Here is an 18,648-nt window from a genome sequence, read left to right as displayed (position 1 = left end):
TGCTATAATAGTGACTATGAATGGAATAAGAGTCAGCAAAAGGGTTGAAAAGAAGCTCGCAAAGGGGCTTGTTTTACTGGAAGCCAGCGATCTTGCAGATATCCAACTCAAGGATCAGGAAGTAGAAGTCCATAGTCAAGAAGGAAACTTTCTTGGGACTGCCTACCTTTCTCAGCAAAACAAGGGCTTGGGTTGGTTTGTTAGCACAGACAAGGTGGCCTTTAATCAGGCTTTCTTTGAAACGTTGTTTAGAAAAGCTAAAGAAAAGAGAAAAGCTTACTATCAAGATGATTTGACAACTGCCTTTCGTCTTTTTAACCAAGAGGGAGATGGCTTTGGGGGTTTGACAGTGGACCTTTATGGCGAGTATGCCGTCTTTTCTTGGTATAACTCTTATGTTTATCAGATTCGCAAGCTTATCTCAGAAGCCTTTAGACAGGTTTTTCCTGAGGTTTTAGGGACCTATGAGAAGATCCGCTTTAAGGGTTTGGACTATGAATCTGCCCATGTTTATGGTCAAGAAGCACCTGACTTCTTCACTGTTTTGGAAAATGGTGTCCTCTATCAAGTCTTTATGAATGATGGCTTGATGACAGGGATTTTCCTAGATCAGCACGAGGTTCGTGGGAGCCTGGTTGACGGATTGGCTATGGGTAAATCCTTGCTCAATATGTTTTCCTATACAGCAGCCTTTTCAGTAGCTGCAGCTATGGGAGGAGCAAGCCAGACAACTTCAGTTGACCTAGCTAAACGTTCACGAGAATTGTCTCAAGCGCATTTTCAGGAAAATGGAATCAGTACAGAGACAGAGGCCCATCGTTTTATAGTCATGGATGTCTTTGAGTATTTCAAGTATGCTAAGCGAAAAGGCTTGACCTACGATGTGATTGTACTAGATCCGCCTAGCTTTGCTCGGAACAAAAAACAAACGTTCTCTGTGGCCAAGGATTATCACAAGTTGATTTCCCAGAGTCTTGAGATTTTAAATCCGGGAGGGATTATCATTGCTAGTACCAATGCTGCCAATGTTTCCCGCCAGAAATTTATAGAACAAATTGATAAAGGCTTTGCAGGAAGAAGTTACCAGATTTTAAATAAATACGGTCTTCCAGCAGATTTTGCCTATAATAAAAAAGATGAAAGTAGTAATTACCTCAAGGTGATTAGTATGAAGGTTAGTAAATGAAATTAATCGTTTCAGTAATGCCAAGAAGTTTAGAGGAGGCCCAGGCTCTGGATGCCACGAAGTACCTAGATGCCGACATCATTGAATGGCGTGCCGACTATCTACCTAAGGAAGCGATTTTGCAGGTAGCTCCAGCTATTTTTGAAAAATTCGCTGGCCGTGAGTTGGTTTTCACTCTGCGAACTCGCGCTGAAGGGGGAGAAATTGACCTTGCTCCAGAAGAATATATCCATCTAATCAAGGAAGTGGCGCAACTCTATCAACCAGACTATATTGATTTTGAGTACTATAGCTACAAGGATGTTTTTGAGGAAATGCTGGACTTCCCGAATCTCATTTTGAGTTACCACAATTTCCAAGAAACACCTGAAAATATGATGGAAATCTTGTCAGAGTTGACGAGCTTAAATCCAAAACTTGTTAAGGTTGCGGTTATGGCCCACACGGAGCAGGATGTGCTAGACTTGATGAACTATACACGAGGCTTTAAAACCCTCAATCCTGAACAGGAATATGTGACCATTTCTATGGGAAAAGTGGGCAAGGTCTCTCGTATCACTGCAGATGTGACTGGTTCTAGCTGGTCCTTTGCTAGTCTAGATGAGGCTAGTGCCCCAGGTCAGATTTCTCTAGCTAACATGAAAAAAATCAGGGAGATTTTGGATGAAGCTTGATGGCTATACACGTTTAGCTGCCGTGGTTGCCAATCCTATTAAGCATTCTATTTCCCCCTTTATTCACAATAGTGCCTTTGAGGCGACAGCTACCAACGGTGCTTATGTAGCTTGGGAGATTGAAGCGGGTGACTTGGCAGAAACAGTGGCCAATATTCGTCGCTACCAGATGTTTGGTATCAACCTTTCCATGCCCTATAAGGAGCAGGTGATTCCTTATTTGGATGAGCTGAGCGATGAAGCGCGCTTGATTGGTGCGGTCAATACGGTTGTCAATGAGAATGGCAATTTAATTGGATATAATACAGATGGCAAGGGATTTTTTAAGAGCTTGCCTTCTTTTACAATTTCAGGTAAGAAGATGACCCTGCTGGGAGCAGGTGGTGCGGCCAAGTCCATTTTAGCCCAGGCTATTTTGGATGGTGTCAGTCAGATTTCTGTCTTTGTTCGTTCAGTTTCCATGGAAAAAACAAGACCTTATCTAGACAAGTTACAGGAGCAGACAGGCTTTAAAGTGGACTTGTATGCTTTAGAAGATGTTTCTGAACTGCAAGCAAGGATTGCCGATTCGGATTTACTGGTCAATGCTACCAGTGTGGGCATGGATGGTCAATCATCCCCAGTTCCTGAAAGCATCAATTTGCCAGAAACTATCTTGGTGGCAGATATTATTTACCAACCCTTTGAAACGCCATTTTTGAAATGGGCTAGGAGGCAGGGCAATCCAGTTGTCAATGGTCTGGGAATGTTGCTCTATCAAGCTGCAGAAGCTTTTCAACTGTGGACAGGCAAGGAAATGCCAACAGAAGAGATTTGGCAGTCCTTAACAGAAAAATACCAATAAAGAAAGGGAGATTCTCCTATGAAAATCAGAATCGATATTCCTCATCATCCTTATGATATTCAGATTGAAAAAGGTTGTCTGGCTCAGGCTGGTCAATGGTTGCGAGAACTCTGGCAACCACAAAAGGTAGTCATTGTGACAGACAACCATGTAGCTTCTCTTTATGCAGAGAAGGTCAAGCTCAGCCTAGAAGATGCTGGTTTTCAGGTAGCAGTTTTTGACTTTTTAGAAGGGGAAGAAAGAAAGAATTTAACCACTGTCCAGAAAGTCTATGAATTTTTAGTTAAGCAAGGTCTGACTCGTAGCGATGGAATCGTGGCTCTTGGTGGCGGTGTCGTTGGGGACTTGGCTGGTTTTGTAGCCTCTACCTATATGCGGGGCATTCACTTTGTTCAGATTCCGACCAGTTTAACTGCCCAGGTGGATTCGTCTATCGGTGGAAAGACAGGCGTTAACACTCCATTTGCTAAGAATATGGTGGGTACCTTTGCCCAACCAGACGGGGTTCTGATTGATCCGCTTGTCCTTGAAACGCTCGGAAAGAGAGAGTTGATTGAAGGGATGGGTGAGGTCATCAAGTATGGCTTGATTGAGGATCCAGAACTGTGGGCTCTCTTGACGGAGCTAGATGGTTCTGTAGAGAGCATTCTGGAATATTCAGAGACCTTGATTGAACATTCTTGTCAGGTCAAGCGCAAGATGGTGGTTGAGGATGAGCTGGACAACGGTGTTCGCCTTTACCTCAATTTTGGCCACACTATTGGCCATGCCATTGAAGCAACAGCTGGCTATGGAAAAGTCATGCATGGTGAAGCTGTGGCTATGGGTATGGTACAAATTTCAAAGGTTGCTGAGGAAAAAGGCCTTATGCCAGCTGGGATAACCCAGTCCATTACAACCATGTGTCAGAAATTTGGCTTGCCTGTTGACTATGAAAACTGGGATGTTGATAAGCTTTATCAGGCTTTGACTCATGATAAGAAGGCGCGTGGCAATACCTTGAAATTGGTCTTGGTACCAGAGCTCGGTTCGGCAACCATTCACCCAGTTTCTCTGGAAGAGATGAAAGACTACTTGGTAAAATAAGGAGAGTGTATGAGATATTTAACTGCAGGAGAATCACACGGTCCCCGTCTGACGGCTATCATTGAAGGAATTCCAGCTGGACTTCCTTTGACAGCGGAGGACATCAATGAGGACCTTAAACGCCGTCAGGGTGGCTACGGTCGTGGTGGCCGTATGAAGATTGAGAGTGACCAGGTTGTCTTTACTTCTGGTGTTCGCCACGGGAAGACAACAGGGGCTCCTATTACCATGGATGTCATTAATAAAGACCATCAGAAATGGCTGGATATCATGTCTGCGGAGGATATTGAAGACCGCCTTAAAAGCAAACGAAAAATCACCCATCCTCGCCCAGGACATGCTGATTTGGTTGGGGGGATCAAGTACCGTTTTGACGATTTGAGAAATTCCTTGGAGCGCTCATCTGCTCGTGAAACAACTATGCGAGTGGCAGTTGGGGCAGTAGCTAAACGCATCTTGGCTGAACTGGATATGGAGATTGCCAACCATGTCGTAGTCTTTGGTGGTAAGGAAATCGATGTTCCTGAAAATCTAACAGTGGCTGAGATTAAGCAAAGAGCTGCCCAGTCTGAAGTTTCTATTGTCAACCAAGAACGGGAACAGGAAATCAAGGATTATATTGACCAAATCAAACGTGATGGTGATACAATTGGTGGAGTTATTGAGACAGTCGTTGGAGGTGTTCCAGTTGGTCTTGGTTCCTATGTCCAATGGGACAGAAAATTGGATGCAAGATTGGCTCAAGCTGTTGTCTCTATCAATGCCTTTAAAGGGGTGGAATTTGGTCTTGGCTTTGAAGCTGGTTATCGTAAAGGCAGCCAAGTCATGGATGAAATTCTCTGGTCTAAAGAAGACGGCTATACTCGCCGTACTAATAATCTGGGCGGCTTTGAAGGTGGTATGACCAATGGGCAACCTATCGTTGTTCGAGGCGTCATGAAACCTATTCCTACTCTTTATAAGCCTCTTATGAGTGTGGATATCGAAACCCACGAACCCTACAAGGCAACAGTCGAAAGAAGTGATCCGACCGCTCTTCCAGCAGCCGGTGTAGTTATGGAAGCCGTTGTGGCAACGGTTCTGGCACAAGAAATCCTTGAAAAATTCTCATCAGATAACCTAGAGGAATTAAAAGAAGCAGTGGCCAAACATCGAGACTATACAAAGAACTATTAAGGAGTTCCTATGGCAAAAACAATCTATATCGCAGGTCTTGGGTTGATCGGTGCCTCTATGGCACTTGGCATCAAACGCGATCATCCAGATTATGAAATTTTAGGTTACAATCGCAGTCAAGCCTCGAGAGATATTGCTTTGAAAGAAGGTATGATTGACCGTGCAACGGATGATTTTGCCAGTTTTGCTCCTATGGCAGATATCATTATTCTTAGCTTGCCGATCAAACAAACTATTGCTTTCATTAAGGAGTTGGCCAACTTAGACTTAAAAGAAGGCGTCATTATTTCAGATGCTGGTTCGACCAAGTCAGCCATTGTGGATGCGACGGAGCAGTATTTGGCTGGCAAACCTGTTCGCTTTGTCGGGGCTCATCCCATGGCTGGTAGTCACAAGACAGGGGCTGCTTCTGCGGATGTCAATCTTTTTGAAAATGCCTATTATATCTTTACACCTTCGAGCCTGACAAGTCCTGACACGCTTGAGGAAATGAAGGATTTGCTTTCAGGTCTTCACGCTCGTTTTATCGAGATTGATGCCAAGGAGCATGATCGAGTCACTTCTCAGATTAGTCATTTTCCTCATATTCTGGCTTCCAGTCTCATGGAGCAGACCGCGGTCTATGCTCAAGAACATGAGATGGCAAGGCGCTTCGCGGCCGGTGGTTTTCGAGATATGACTCGGATTGCGGAAAGCGAGCCAGGTATGTGGACTTCTATTCTCTTGTCTAATCGTGAGACTATTTTGGATCGAATTGAGGATTTTAAGGAGCGTTTGGAAGAGATTGGTCAGGCCATCAGCAAGGGAGATGAGGAGCAAATCTGGAATTTTTTCAACCAAGCGCGTGAGCAACGGCAGGCCATGGAAATCCATAAGCGTGGCGGTGTGGATAGCTCTTATGACCTTTATGTCGATGTTCCCGATGAAGAAGATGTCATCTTGCGGATTTTGGAACTACTACGTGGAACTTCCTTGGTTAACATCCACATCAACGAGGAAAACCGTGAAGATATTCACGGGATCCTACAAATTTCATTTAAAAACGCTCAAGACTTGGAAAGAGCCGAGCGCTTAATTTCAGAAAATACGGACTACACAGTTGTCATCAAATAAGGAGAAAAATATGCCTAAAATAGAGCCTAGATTCATATTTGGTATTATCTTTATTTCTTTTATCTTACTTAGAGCTTACGCTGTTAAAAAAGATGTGAAAACTACTTCAGAAGCAAGTGTTGAGACAAAAAATGAACCATCCAAGAAAGAAATAAGTTAAGAGGAAAATAATTCAAAGTATGTAGACGATAGAATTATTAATGACTTTATCAATAGCTATAATCAACATTCGAATAGCCAATTAGAAAATATCAAAAAAGGAAATATAAAAATAAAATATTTCGCATCAAGCTATGGGTATTACTTGGAACTTTTACATGCAAATGATACTGATCAAATCAATGTAGCAATAAATCAGACAAATGAAAATAGTGAATCTGGTGTTGCGGGAATGAAAGAAGTATTTCATGATATTGTTAAATCGATTGAATCATCCTTATCTGATGATGAGATAAATAACTATTTTGGTAATCTTATGTCAAATGAAATAAAAACAGGCTCTAATTTAGGAACTTTGAAGATAGAGTATATACCAGATAAGGAATTAAGCAATGGACATTCAAGAGGTCATATAAAAGTGATTGCACAATAATAAAGACCACAGAGTGACTAGTAATTTTAAAAGAAATGAAAAAGGAGAAAATCATGTCAAATATTTACGATAGTGCAAACGAACTCAGTCGCGGTCTGCGCGAATTACCAGAATACAAGGCTGTTAAAGCAGCTAAAGATGCGATTGCAGCAGATGCTGAGGCAAGCAAAATCTTCACAGAATATGTTGCCTTTCAAGAGGAAATTCAAAAACTAGCACAGACAGGTCAAATGCCAGACGCTTTCTTCCAAGATAAGATGGAAGGCTTTGGCAAGCAGATTCAGGGGAACAGCCTCTTGTCAGAATTCTTTACCAAGCAACAACAATTGGCAATTTACCTTTCTGACATTGAAAAAATTGTTTTTGAACCAGTTTCAGAATTGCTAAAATAAGAAAATAACTATCATAAAGTCAGGAATTTTTAAGGAATTTCTGGCTTTTTATGATAAAATAGGTAAAAGTATTGCAAGTATGAGGTCCAGTATGAAACTAAAAACAAACATTCGCCACTTACATGGCAGTATCCGAGTTCCAGGTGACAAGTCTATCAGCCACCGTTCCATTATCTTTGGAAGTTTGGCTGAGGGTGAAACTAAGGTTTATGATATTCTGCGAGGTGAAGACGTTCTCTCTACCATGCAGGTTTTTCGTGACCTTGGTGTTGAGATTGAGGATAAAGATGGGGTTATTACCATCCAAGGTGTAGGTATGGATGGCTTAAAAGCTCCGCAAAATGCCCTTGATATGGGAAATTCTGGAACCTCGATTCGCCTGATTTCAGGCGTTCTTGCTGGTGCAGACTTTGAAGTAGAAATGTTTGGAGATGACAGTCTTTCCAAACGTCCTATGGACCGTGTGACGATTCCATTGAAAAAAATGGGCGTCAGCATTTCAGGGCAAACTGAGCGAGATCTGCCTCCCCTTCATTTAAAAGGGACGAAAAACCTAGCACCTATTCATTATGAGTTGCCGATTGCCTCAGCCCAAGTCAAGTCAGCCTTGATGTTTGCGGCCTTGCAAGCTCAGGGGGAGTCCGTTATTATCGAAAAAGAGTGTACCCGTAATCATACTGAAGATATGTTGCAACAATTTGGCGGCCGTTTAAGTGTGGATGGTAAAAAAATCACAGTCCAAGGGCCGCAAAAACTGACTGGACAAAAGGTGGTCGTACCAGGAGATATTTCCAGTGCAGCCTTTTGGTTAGTTGCTGGTTTGATTGTTCCAAACTCTCGTTTGGTGCTTAAGAATGTGGGCATCAACGAAACGCGTACCGGTATTATAGATGTCATTCGTGCCATGGGTGGAAAATTGGAAGTAACCGAAATGGACCCAGTGGCTAAATCTGCAACCTTGACTGTTGAGTCTTCTGACTTGAAAGGAACAGAGATTGGTGGTGCCTTGATTCCACGCTTGATTGATGAATTGCCTATTATTGCCCTTCTTGCTACCCAAGCCCAAGGTGTCACAGTTATAAAGGATGCTGAGGAACTCAAGGTCAAGGAAACAGATCGCATTCAGGTGGTGGCAGACGCCTTAAATAGTATGGGAGCAGATATTACTCCGACGGTAGATGGAATGATTATCAAAGGAAAATCAGTCCTTCACGGTGCTAGAGTCAATACGTTTGGAGACCACCGTATCGGCATGATGACGGCCATTGCGGCCCTCTTGGTTGCAGATGGAGAGGTGGAGCTTGACCGTGCAGAAGCCATCAATACCAGCTATCCTAGCTTCTTTGGTGATTTGGAGAGCTTGATTCATGGCTAAGGTATTACTCGGATTTATGGGTGCTGGTAAATCTACAATTGCTAGAGGATTGGACCCTAATTACCTTGATATGGATGCTCTGATTGAGAAACGCTTAGGTATGTCCATTGCGGAATTTTTCGCGGAAAAGGGAGAAGAAGCCTTTCGTCAGATAGAGTCTGAAGTATTAGCTGACCTACTAAAAACGGACCAAGTTGTGTCAACTGGAGGAGGAGTGGTTATTTCTCAACGAAATCGTGACTTACTCAAGACTCATTCTGATAACATCTACCTGAAAGCTGATTTTGAAACTCTTTATCAACGTATCGCAGCTGATAAGGACAATCAGCGCCCGCTTTTTCTAAATAATAGCAAGGAAGAACTTGCAGCTATTTTTCAAGAAAGACAGGCTTGGTATGAGGAAGTGGCCAGTCGGGTTTTGGATGTGACCAAGCTAAGCCCAGAGGAAATTATAGAGGAACTGAGATGAAAATTGCTTATCTAGGTCCCAAGGGATCATTTTCACACCACGTTGTGCAGACTGCTTTTCCTCATGAGGAATTGCAGGCTTTCGCCAATATTACGGATGTCATCAAGGCCTATGAGCAAGGTTTGGTGGACTATTCTGTAGTGCCAGTTGAAAATTCTATAGAGGGTAGTGTGCATGAAACCTTGGACTACCTTTTTCATCAGGCTCGCATTCAAGCAGTGGCAGAAATCGTTCAGCCTGTTCATCAGCAGTTGATGGTGGTTCCAGGTCACACTAAGATTGAAAAGATTTTTTCTCATCCTCAGGCTTTGGCTCAAGGAAAGAAATTCATCGATGAACAGTATCCAGAGGCCCAAATCGAGGTGACAGCTAGTACAGCTTATGCGGCTCGTTTTATTTCCGAACATCCAGACCAGCCTTATGCAGCCATTGCACCAAGAAGTTCTGCTGAAGAATATAGCTTAGAACTGATTGCTGAAGATATTCAAGAAATGGAAGCTAATTTCACACGTTTCTGGGTTTTGGGAGCCGAGGGTGTAACTATTCCCTTGCAAGCACAAAGTGAAAAAATGAGTTTAGCCTTAAGTTTACCTGACAACCTTCCAGGTGCACTCTACAAGGCCCTTTCGACCTTTGCTTGGCGAGGAATTGATCTGACAAAAATTGAAAGTCGGCCACTCAAGACAGCACTGGGCGAATACTTTTTCATTATCGATGTGGACTATGCCGATAAGGATTTGGTCCACTTTGCCCAAAAAGAATTAGAAGCGATTGGAATCCAGTATAAAGTTCTGGGTGCCTATCCCATTTATCCAATATCAGACCATGGAAAGGAGAGAAGATGAGCAAAGAAAATCCTTTAAGCCATCACGAGCAGTTGCGTTATGACTATCTTTTTAAAAACATTCATTACCTCAATGAGCGAGAGAAAAAGGAGTTTGCTTACTTGCAAGGTAAGTTAAATATGGCTAGTGGTAGTGAAGTTTCTCCAGAAATTCATAATGAAAATCACGATATGGAAGAGTCTTTTATGGAACCAGTCAATCAGTCTCCTCTTCCAACCTACGGTAACCGTAGTCGTGCAAAAAAATACCAGAAAAGCCATTCTCTTCCAAAGGTTAAGTCCAAAAAACGTAAGATTCGTTGGGGGCGCATTTTTGCAGGGTTGCTTGCTCTTCTAGCCTGTGTCGGTTTTGGTATGATTTTTATGTTCCTAAAAGGTTATTCAAATGCGGATCCAACCAAACCTGCCAATGCTAAGGCAGCTCAAGTAGAAGTTTTTCATGGTCAAGATACCAAGGATGGGGTCAATATTTTGATTATGGGGACGGATGGACGGATTGGCCAAAACAGTGCTGAGACGAGAACGGACTCGATTATGGTTCTAAACGTTGGTGGCTCAGATAAAAAAATCAAGCTGGCCAGCTTTATGCGTGACAATTTGGTTTATATAGACGGATACAGTCAAGTCATTAATGGTAGAAAGCAGTCCGATAATAAGTTAAATGTTGCTTATGAGTTAGGGGAACAAGAGGGGCAAAAAGGGGCAGAAATGGTTCGTCAAGTTTTGAAAGATAATTTTGATTTGGACATTAAGTACTATGCCTTGGTCGATTTTCAGGCCTTCGCAACCGCTATTGACACTCTATTTCCTGATGGTGTGACGATTGATGCCAAATTCTCAACTTTGGAAGGCCTACCTTTAACCGAAGCTACAGTCGGAGATGATTTACATGCTACGGAAACAGAGTCACCAACCCAGACTATCAAAGTTGGGAAACAGCAGATGAACGGTTCAACCTTGCTCAATTATGCACGTTTTCGTGATGATGACGAAGGTGATTATGGTCGTACCAAGAGACAACAGCAAGTGCTGACAGCTGTTCTGCAGCAACTCAAGGATCCAACCAAACTCTTTACTGGATCAGAAGCACTTGGTAAGGTCTTTGGGATGACCTCTACGAATGTTCCTTATAGTTTCTTATTGACCAATGGTTTATCCTTCCTAGATGGAGCGCAAAATGGTATTGAGAGATTAACAGTTCCAGAACTAGGTGATTGGGTCGATGCCTATGATGTTTATGGAGGACAGGCACTCTTAGTAGACCAAAATAAATATCAAACCAAGCTATCTCAAATGGGAATGAGATAAGATAGAAAAATCAAAGTTTGAAGGCTATTTATCTAGCAGTCAGGCTTTGATTTTTTACAGTCTGCAATAGATTTTCATCCCTTATTTGTGGTATAATGGAACGATACGATAGAAAGAATAATGAACAATATGACTGATTTAAAAGCAATTCAGGCTCGAAGTCTGGAGATGGCTGAATATTTTGTGGCCTTTTGTAAAGAACATGATTTGCTTTGTTATCTCTGTGGAGGAGGTGCTATTGGCGCCCTTCGAAACAAGGGGTTTATTCCTTGGGACGACGACCTAGACTTTTTTATGCCCCGTAAGGATTATGAAAAATTGGCAGAATTATGGCCTCGTTATGCAGATGAACGTTATTTCTTGTCAAAGAGTAACAAGGATTTTGTCGACCGCAATCTTTTTATTACCATTCGTGACAAGGAAACAACCTATATCAAACCTTATCAGCAGGATTATAAATCACACCTGTTACTTTGTCCATGAAAGCAATACCCTGCAAGTAATATCACAACTATCAACAGTTTATTAAATGAAAAAAGCAAACAAGGTGGAAAGTTTGATCAAACTTCACAAAGATTCTAAGGAGGTATACAGATGAATAGAAATTTTGTAGAAAAACTAAGATTAATTTCTATAAGAGATATTATTTCGCTTATATTTATTTTTCCTATAGCCTATGTTATTTCTCTATTCTTCAGACGCAAGAATAAGAATCTAATACTAATATGCGAAAGTGAAAAAGAAGCTAGAGATAATGGATATTGGTTGTTTAAATATATTAGAAAAAATCACCCAGAGGAAAATGTAATATATGTTATTGATTTGAAATCTCCTGATGCTCATAAAGTCAAAGAGTTAGGAGAATGTATCCAGTATTGGTCTTTTAAACACTGGGTTTATTATCTTAGTGCGGGAGTAAATGTAAGTACACAGAAAGCAGGAAATCCTAATCCAGCTGTATTTAATTTTATGGAAGTATATTTAGGATTAAAAACCAATAAAGTATTTTTACAACATGGAATAACGGTTTCTGATGCTAAATGGCTATATTATGAAAATACAAAGATGCGTGGCTTTATATGTGGAGCAGAACAAGAGTACAAAGAAATAAAGGAAAAGTTTGGTTACCCTAGTGGATATGTACAATATTTAGGTTTTCCTAGATTTGACAACCTCCATAATACCATTGAAAAAAATAATCAAATTCTTGTAATGCCTACATGGAGAGAATGGTTGAACTTAAATACTAAAGCTAGAACTAACTTTAATGAAGGTAGTACTTTTACAGAAAGTGAATATTTTAAAAAATGGAATGAGTTTTTATTGAATAAGGATCTAAAAGCTTTTTTAGAAGTGAATGACTTAACTTTAATTTTTTATCCGCATAGGAATATGCAAAACAATCTACAAGAATTTAAAACTTATTCGGATAATATAATATTGGCAGATTGGAAAAAATATGATATACAAGAACTATTAAAAGAGTCAGCTTTCTTAATTACAGATTATTCAAGTGTATTTATGGATTTTGCTTATATGAGAAAGCCAGTTTTGTTTTATCAATTTGATTATAAAAAATTTAGGGAGGGTCAGTACGAAGAAGGATACTATGACTATAAAGATGGCTTCGGAAAATCAATAGATACCCTAGATGAATTAATATCAGATATTCAAAAACAATTTAATAATAAGTGGATCTTGGAAGATAGATACAAAGAAAAAATTGAAAAGTTTTTTAGAATACACGATGATCAGAATTCTAAGAGAGTATATTCGTTTATAAAAGAAATAATAGGAAAAAAAGAATGAAATTAACGATAGGCATACCAGTATACAACGGAGAAAAATATATATCCCGCTGTATAGATTCTATACTCAAAGAGTATGAGAAAGCAAAAGAAAACATAGAGTTAGAATTGTTAATAGTAAACGATGGTTCAAAAGATAATAGTAAAACAATATTAAAAGAATATAGTGATAAATTATCATTTATAAAAGTTGTAACTCAAGATAATGCAGGAATTGCTCATGTAAGAAAAGTAATTTTAGAAGAGGCTAGTGGAGATTATCTATGGTTTGTTGATGTAGATGATGAGATAGATGAAGGAGCAATAGAATTTATAGCTAATCAAAAACTAGAAGAAGTAAATATATTTGATTATCGAGTAGGATATGATTACAGTAAATTAGAGACTATAAGTATGGGAATACAAGAAAATACTATACTTATTCCTAATAAAGAAAAGAAACTTTTCACTCTGACGAATGCTGTCTGGCATTATATATATGATTTAGAATTTTTAAGAAGAACTAAACTAACCTTTAAAAGTGGTTATTTATATGAAGATTTTGAGTTTGTGGCAAAATTATGGCCTAATGTAAGTAGGGCTAAATATTTTAATTTTAGCATATACAAATATTATTTAACAGAAGGTTCTATTATGCGTGGCGGAACTCCTATTAATAAAATAAGAGATATAGAAGTAATGTTAAACAGTGTAGAAGCCTATTATACAGAAAATTATCCAGGGGAATATAAAGAAGAGTTAGAATATTATAACTGGTACCATATGTTGTATGGTGGATACGCTAATATTTTAAGAATTGATAAAAAATCTCCCCTATTAAAAGAGTACCTTGAAAAAATAAATAAAAAATATCCTAATTGGATACACAATCAGTATTTAAAGAGTCAACCATTGAAGAGAAAATTACTTATGTATTTAATTAAATTTAATCAAAAAAGTATAGTGAAAAAGTTATTGAAATAGGTGAAATATGAGTAAAAAGAAAATTTTATTTATCACATGGTCTTTTAGTTTGGGGGGCGGAGCCGAAAAAATTTTGGAAAACATTTCCAATGGATTAAGTGATGAGTATGATATTGATGTTTTAGAGATAAATCATCGTGGTATTGGAGAAAGTAACACTAGAAAAGTCAATGTACTAAAACCTATATTCAAAAACCTAGAAAATTCCAGTTTTTTTAATAAAATTAAGTGGAACCTATTTTTGTTTTTCCCAAAATTATTTAGATATCTAGTAACGAGTAAAAAATATGATTATGAAATAGCTTTTAATTATTTATATCCAGTTTACTTACTTAGTAATGATGTGAAAACAATATCTTGGAATCATGGAACAATCTATAATCTAAAAAACCATAAATTTTCTAGAATTAGACAAGGTAAAAAATTAAAACATGTTAACAAAATAATAAGTATATCAGAAAAAACATCAGAGTCTATCAAAGAAATTTATCCTGAATATGCTAAAAACATAGAGCTAGTATATAATGGATACGATTTTCAAAAAATTCACACTAAATCTCTTGATGATGTAAATATTAAATTTGAAGATGACAGTCTCATTTATTTAGGACGTATAGAGGAAGCTAAAGGGATTAAGAGATTGTTAGAAGTTTTTAAGAATGTGGTTGAGAAAATACCTGATAAAAAATTATATTTATTAGGGAAAGGTGATTTAGAGGAATACGTTAGTAAATTTGTAGTTGACAATCATTTAGAAAAAAATGTATTTATGTTAGGATATGTTGACAATCCATATCCATACATAAAAAAAGCATCTTATGTTGTTTTATTATCAGAAGCAGAAGGGTTTCCTACAGTTTTGGTGGAAGCGTTAACGTTAGGAAAGGGGTTTATTAGTACTCCTGTAGGAGGGACGAAAGAATTATATAATAATCAAAAATGTGGATTTGTTTCTGATGATAATGAAGAAATTTGTAACTATCTTATAGAAGAGCTTAGTAAAAAGAAGGAAGATAGATTCATTAATTCGGAAGTATGTCAGAAGTATGTTGATAAATATTCCTTAGATAAACAGATTGTCAGTATCAAAAAAATAATTAATGAACTATAGGTGAACAAATTATGGATAAAATAATAATTCCTATGAGTTATATGGGAAGTGGATCCTCAGCTGTGACAGATTTATTAAGAGAATATGAAGGAATAAACACGAAAAATTCAGACTTTGAATATGTATTTTTACATGCACCTGATGGATTATTTGATTTAGAGTATAAATTGCTTTATAATAACAATGTTATTAGGAGTGATGAAGCTGTAAAGAGTTTCAGAAAACTTATGAAAAAATTGTATATTTATGGTGGTTGGGGAATTGCTAATTATAAAGAAAAAATTTCCCAAAATTTCATGAATATAGTAGATAGTTATTTAGATTCGATAATAACGAGTAAATATCGTGGAGTATGGTACTATTATCAAAAACCATCAAAAATAGCTTGGTTTATAAGAATTATAAAGAGAGTTATATTTAAAAAAACTGCAAAATTAAAACAAGTACAATTAGAAATGAGTATGGTATCTTCGGATGACTTTTATGAAAAAAGTAGACAGTTTATTGTTGATGTTATAAAACAAATATCCGATACAGAAGAGAATATAGTACTAGACCAACTTTTATTACCTCATAATCTTAATTTAATAGATAATTATAAAATTGATGGATTGCTTCCAATAATTGTTTCAAGAGATCCCAGAGATGTATTTATCATGAATAAATACTTTTGGAAGCCAAGAAATCAAGAGGTGCCATACCCAACAGATGTTAAGACATTTTGTAATTATTACAAAATGATGAGAGAAAATGAGAAAAAAACAGAGACTTTAACATTAAGATTAAATTTTGAAGATTTAGTTTTACATTATGAAGAAACAAAAGAAAAAATAGAAAACTTCATAGGTATAGATTGTATCCATCACAAAGAAAAATTTAGGTATTTCAATCCGAATATATCTGTGAATAATTTACAAGTTTACAATAGAGATGTTAATTATATTCCGGAAGTAGAGGTTATAGAATCAGAACTATCGGAATACTTATATAATTTTAAGAATGATGTTATTTCTAATGGGGATGTATTTTAAGTTAGTACACATAGGAATGAGGTGATTATTTGATAATAGAATGGAAAAAATTGTATTATTTAATTACGCTATTTAGCTATACTATAACTATTTTTTTAGGAATTATATATATATATGATGACTCAATTGTAACCTTATTGTTAACTTTAATTATGCTTATTGTTAGTAGTACTTTATATTGTTTTAACAATATAAAGTACTATATAATCCATCTTATTTTTTACATTACAATATTTCTTTTTTTGGTTTCTAGACCAACAATCGATTATTTTAAATATGGACTAATAAATACTTATCAGGAAGATGTCTATAGATTTTCATTTTTGGCTGTTATTGTTTCTATTATTGGCATAACTATAGGAGGTCTTTTAATTTCTAAAAGAGAAAACAAATTAAAAGAAGAGATTAAAGCCTTCAAAAATAAGCGATTTATAGATAGTGTACGGAAAGTATCGTTATCAGTATTTTTGTTCTCGTATCCATTTTACTTAGTAAGAATAATCGAAAGATTAATGTACAGATTAAATGTTTCATATTATGAATATTATGCTGATTTCAAAAGTGAGCTACCTTATTTCACCTATACATTATCAACGTTTGTAGTTTATGCTATGTGTATATATCTAGCTACAAAACCAAATAAACGCCATTCTACGATAGTGTTAGGCCTCTTTGTTACTGCAAATGTATTCAATCTTTTAATAGGAACAAGAAATCCATTTGTACTAAGTTTGATTTTTTCATTTGTTTATTTTTTTGTGAGAAATCAGACAGAAAAAGGTGTTTGGATAGGTGTAAAAGAAAAATCTATGCTCTATATAGGGACACCTATCATGATGCTTATTATGGGCTTCTTGAATTATGCCCGTGATGGACAAGGTATTGGGAATATGAGTATAGCTGAGTTATTGGTGGATTTTATCTACAAACAAGGTACAAGTTTTGGTGTTTTAGCCAGAGGATACTTGTATGGAAGTAATTTACCGATAAAAGAGTTTAGAAATTATACATTTAGTCCTATAATTGAGTATATCACCAGAGGGAATTTAGGAATTTTATTTGGTGGAACTCCCTTTACTAGTGCTAATAATAGTCTAGAATTAGCTCTTGAAAGTGACAGATACGCTCACAATATTTCGTATATTGTTTTGAAACAGGATTATTTGGCAGGTCATGGCATAGGTGGAAGCTATATAATGGAAATGTATACTGATTATGGAATGCTTGGACTATTTCTGTTGAGTATTCTAATGGGGATAGGTTTCATATTTATGATAAAATCAGCTTATAAATCTGGAGTACTATTATTCAGTATTACGTTATTAATTTTAAATAATCTATTCTTTATGCCGAGAGGAGGCTTTACAGAGAGTTTCTTTAATTTAGTTACATTGCAATATTGGGGAATTGTTTTTGTTATATTTTTTGCAGCAACCCTAATAGAAAGAAAAGTAAAATACACAGTTAATAATAAAGGAGATATATAATGTTTGATAATTATTCGATTGCAGATTTATTTGCAAATATTTATAAGAGAAGAGTATTAAATCTAGTTTCACTAATAGTTTTATTTCTTTGTTTAGCTATTCCATACTCTTATAAAGTACTTACAACAAAGTCTGTTGTAAAGGATACTAGTAACTATTCTAGTTATCTTTCGTATAAAATCATAGCGCCAGAAGTTGAAACTAAAACTCCTAATAGTAATACAGTAGGAGGCTATAGTGATTTCTACGGTCGTTTAATTCAATCCAATTTAAATGGAGCTTATTTATTCAATGACCAGTCAGAATCAGATATGAAAAAAATTGCATCAGAATTAATGACATCTGAGGTTACACTTAAAAACTCAAATTTTGATTTTTGGAACAAAAAGATAGAAGTAAATTATTTATTAAATAATGCAGGGATTACAGTGAAAATATTAACACCAAGTAAATTGGCGAATGATATTATTGAACAGAAATTGGATTATTTGATTGATAAATATAAACAGACATACTCTGGTGTCACAATTGAAAAATTGGGGACAGTTTATTCAAAAGAACTTGAAAAAAATGACATAGAATCTGGAGTAAATAAAGTTACGTTATTCATTCGTGTGATTATACTCGGAATTGGGGCTCTGTTTTTAGTAATATTTGTTAACGTAGTAGCGTATATCTTTAATCCAACTATTAATAGAGCTGGAGATTATGAAAAATATGGTATAGATTTTGTAGTGAAATTAGATACTGTAGCTAATTTTAAAGATGTTATACAATATAAGAATGGAAATAAGAACTTATTAGTGATAGCAACAAATAAAAATGTTTTTGATAAATTTTCTAAGCAATATGCTAAAGCCTTGCCAGAAAATATTGTCATTGGAAATATAAATAACATTAAGTCTGTATTAGATTCTGACAACATTTTATTTGTAGAAGAGTATGGTATAACTAGATATAAAAACTTTGAAGAACAGCTCCAAGTAATTAAAAACCTAAACAAAAATGTTCTAGGTGTGGCCACATATAATTTGTAGATTATGTCAAATTAAAGGAAAGTATGACCTTGAATTGTCAGCTCTATGCTATTTGTAGTGGGTTGAAGAAAAACTAAAATCGAGAAAGGACACATTTCGTCCTTTCTTTTGGCTCTTTGTCAACTGTAGTGGGTTTAAGAAAAGCTAAGCTC

General features: G+C 36.8%; 19 protein-coding genes and 1 pseudogene. All 20 read left to right on the top strand.

Annotated elements, in window-relative coordinates; translation table 11 throughout:
* Nucleotides 1-16: 16 nt before the first annotated feature.
* The 20 genes and pseudogenes from QP439_RS04190 to tarQ all read left to right on the top strand — a co-directional run bounded on the left by QP439_RS04190 (nt 17) and on the right by tarQ (nt 18,496).
* On the top strand, nt 17-1,186 hold the full coding sequence (locus QP439_RS04190; protein WP_285387846.1) for a class I SAM-dependent rRNA methyltransferase: 1,170 nt from the start codon (nt 17-19) through the stop codon (nt 1,184-1,186).
* Entirely contained in the window at nt 1,183-1,860 is a 678-nt protein-coding gene (aroD, locus tag QP439_RS04185) for a type I 3-dehydroquinate dehydratase (RefSeq protein WP_000767749.1), read from the top strand. Before QP439_RS04190 ends, aroD begins: the two co-directional genes overlap by 4 nt.
* Nucleotides 1,850-2,704, top strand: a complete 855-nt coding sequence (locus tag QP439_RS04180; RefSeq protein ID WP_285387843.1) for a shikimate dehydrogenase — start codon at nt 1,850-1,852, stop codon at nt 2,702-2,704. Before aroD ends, QP439_RS04180 begins: the two co-directional genes overlap by 11 nt.
* A gap of 18 nt (nt 2,705-2,722) precedes the next feature.
* Nucleotides 2,723-3,790, top strand: a complete 1,068-nt coding sequence (gene aroB, locus QP439_RS04175) for a 3-dehydroquinate synthase (protein WP_285387840.1) — start codon at nt 2,723-2,725, stop codon at nt 3,788-3,790.
* Nucleotides 3,791-3,799: 9 nt separating this feature from the next.
* Nucleotides 3,800-4,966 (top strand): chorismate synthase, encoded by a 1,167-nt coding sequence (gene aroC / locus QP439_RS04170; RefSeq protein ID WP_001269851.1) that lies wholly within the window; start codon nt 3,800-3,802, stop codon nt 4,964-4,966.
* 9 nt (nt 4,967-4,975) lie between these two features.
* Nucleotides 4,976-6,079: a prephenate dehydrogenase gene (locus QP439_RS04165; RefSeq protein WP_001140490.1), complete on the top strand. Its 1,104-nt coding sequence runs from the start codon at nt 4,976-4,978 to the stop codon at nt 6,077-6,079.
* A gap of 10 nt (nt 6,080-6,089) precedes the next feature.
* Nucleotides 6,090-6,239: a hypothetical protein gene (locus QP439_RS04160; RefSeq protein ID WP_001124153.1), complete on the top strand. Its 150-nt coding sequence runs from the start codon at nt 6,090-6,092 to the stop codon at nt 6,237-6,239.
* 144 nt (nt 6,240-6,383) lie between these two features.
* A complete protein-coding gene (locus QP439_RS04155; protein WP_254753731.1) occupies nt 6,384-6,671 on the top strand; it encodes a hypothetical protein in 288 nt (95 codons plus the stop codon).
* Nucleotides 6,672-6,724: 53 nt separating this feature from the next.
* A complete protein-coding gene (locus QP439_RS04150; protein WP_254753730.1) occupies nt 6,725-7,063 on the top strand; it encodes a YlbF/YmcA family competence regulator in 339 nt (112 codons plus the stop codon).
* Between the two features lie 91 nt (nt 7,064-7,154).
* Nucleotides 7,155-8,438 carry a 3-phosphoshikimate 1-carboxyvinyltransferase gene (gene aroA / locus QP439_RS04145; protein ID WP_049550650.1) on the top strand — a complete coding sequence of 428 codons (1,284 nt, stop codon included), beginning with the start codon at nt 7,155-7,157 and terminating at the stop codon, nt 8,436-8,438.
* Nucleotides 8,431-8,907, top strand: a complete 477-nt coding sequence (locus QP439_RS04140; RefSeq protein ID WP_254753729.1) for a shikimate kinase — start codon at nt 8,431-8,433, stop codon at nt 8,905-8,907. The genes aroA and QP439_RS04140 overlap by 8 nt, the downstream gene beginning before the upstream one ends.
* Complete coding sequence (gene pheA, locus QP439_RS04135) at nt 8,904-9,752, top strand: prephenate dehydratase (protein ID WP_254753728.1); 849 nt, start codon at nt 8,904-8,906, stop codon at nt 9,750-9,752. Before QP439_RS04140 ends, pheA begins: the two co-directional genes overlap by 4 nt.
* Nucleotides 9,749-11,059: an LCP family protein gene (locus QP439_RS04130; protein WP_254753727.1), complete on the top strand. Its 1,311-nt coding sequence runs from the start codon at nt 9,749-9,751 to the stop codon at nt 11,057-11,059. The genes pheA and QP439_RS04130 overlap by 4 nt, the downstream gene beginning before the upstream one ends.
* A 120-nt stretch (nt 11,060-11,179) precedes the next feature.
* Nucleotides 11,180-11,512, top strand: a pseudogene (locus QP439_RS04125) (LicD family protein); the annotation flags it as partial.
* A 141-nt stretch (nt 11,513-11,653) separates the two neighbouring features.
* Nucleotides 11,654-12,868: a CDP-glycerol glycerophosphotransferase family protein gene (locus QP439_RS04120; protein ID WP_285387831.1), complete on the top strand. Its 1,215-nt coding sequence runs from the start codon at nt 11,654-11,656 to the stop codon at nt 12,866-12,868.
* Entirely contained in the window at nt 12,865-13,830 is a 966-nt protein-coding gene (locus QP439_RS04115; RefSeq protein WP_084927399.1) for a glycosyltransferase, read from the top strand. Before QP439_RS04120 ends, QP439_RS04115 begins: the two co-directional genes overlap by 4 nt.
* A gap of 7 nt (nt 13,831-13,837) precedes the next feature.
* A complete protein-coding gene (locus QP439_RS04110; protein WP_261038656.1) occupies nt 13,838-14,941 on the top strand; it encodes a glycosyltransferase in 1,104 nt (367 codons plus the stop codon).
* A gap of 11 nt (nt 14,942-14,952) precedes the next feature.
* Nucleotides 14,953-15,972, top strand: a complete 1,020-nt coding sequence (locus tag QP439_RS04105; protein WP_261038655.1) for a hypothetical protein — start codon at nt 14,953-14,955, stop codon at nt 15,970-15,972.
* A 32-nt stretch (nt 15,973-16,004) separates the two neighbouring features.
* Nucleotides 16,005-17,459, top strand: coding sequence for an O-antigen polysaccharide polymerase Wzy family protein (locus QP439_RS04100; RefSeq protein ID WP_285387898.1), 1,455 nt, complete (start codon nt 16,005-16,007; stop codon nt 17,457-17,459).
* Nucleotides 17,459-18,496, top strand: a complete 1,038-nt coding sequence (gene tarQ, locus QP439_RS04095; protein ID WP_261445531.1) for a teichoic acid biosynthesis protein TarQ — start codon at nt 17,459-17,461, stop codon at nt 18,494-18,496. The genes QP439_RS04100 and tarQ overlap by 1 nt, the downstream gene beginning before the upstream one ends.
* Nucleotides 18,497-18,648: the final 152 nt, after the last annotated feature.

This window comes from Streptococcus sp. UMB1203 (genome assembly GCF_030217725.1).
Taxonomy (GTDB): Bacteria; Bacillota; Bacilli; order Lactobacillales; family Streptococcaceae; genus Streptococcus.
This window is presented reverse-complemented; position numbering and strand designations above follow the sequence as displayed.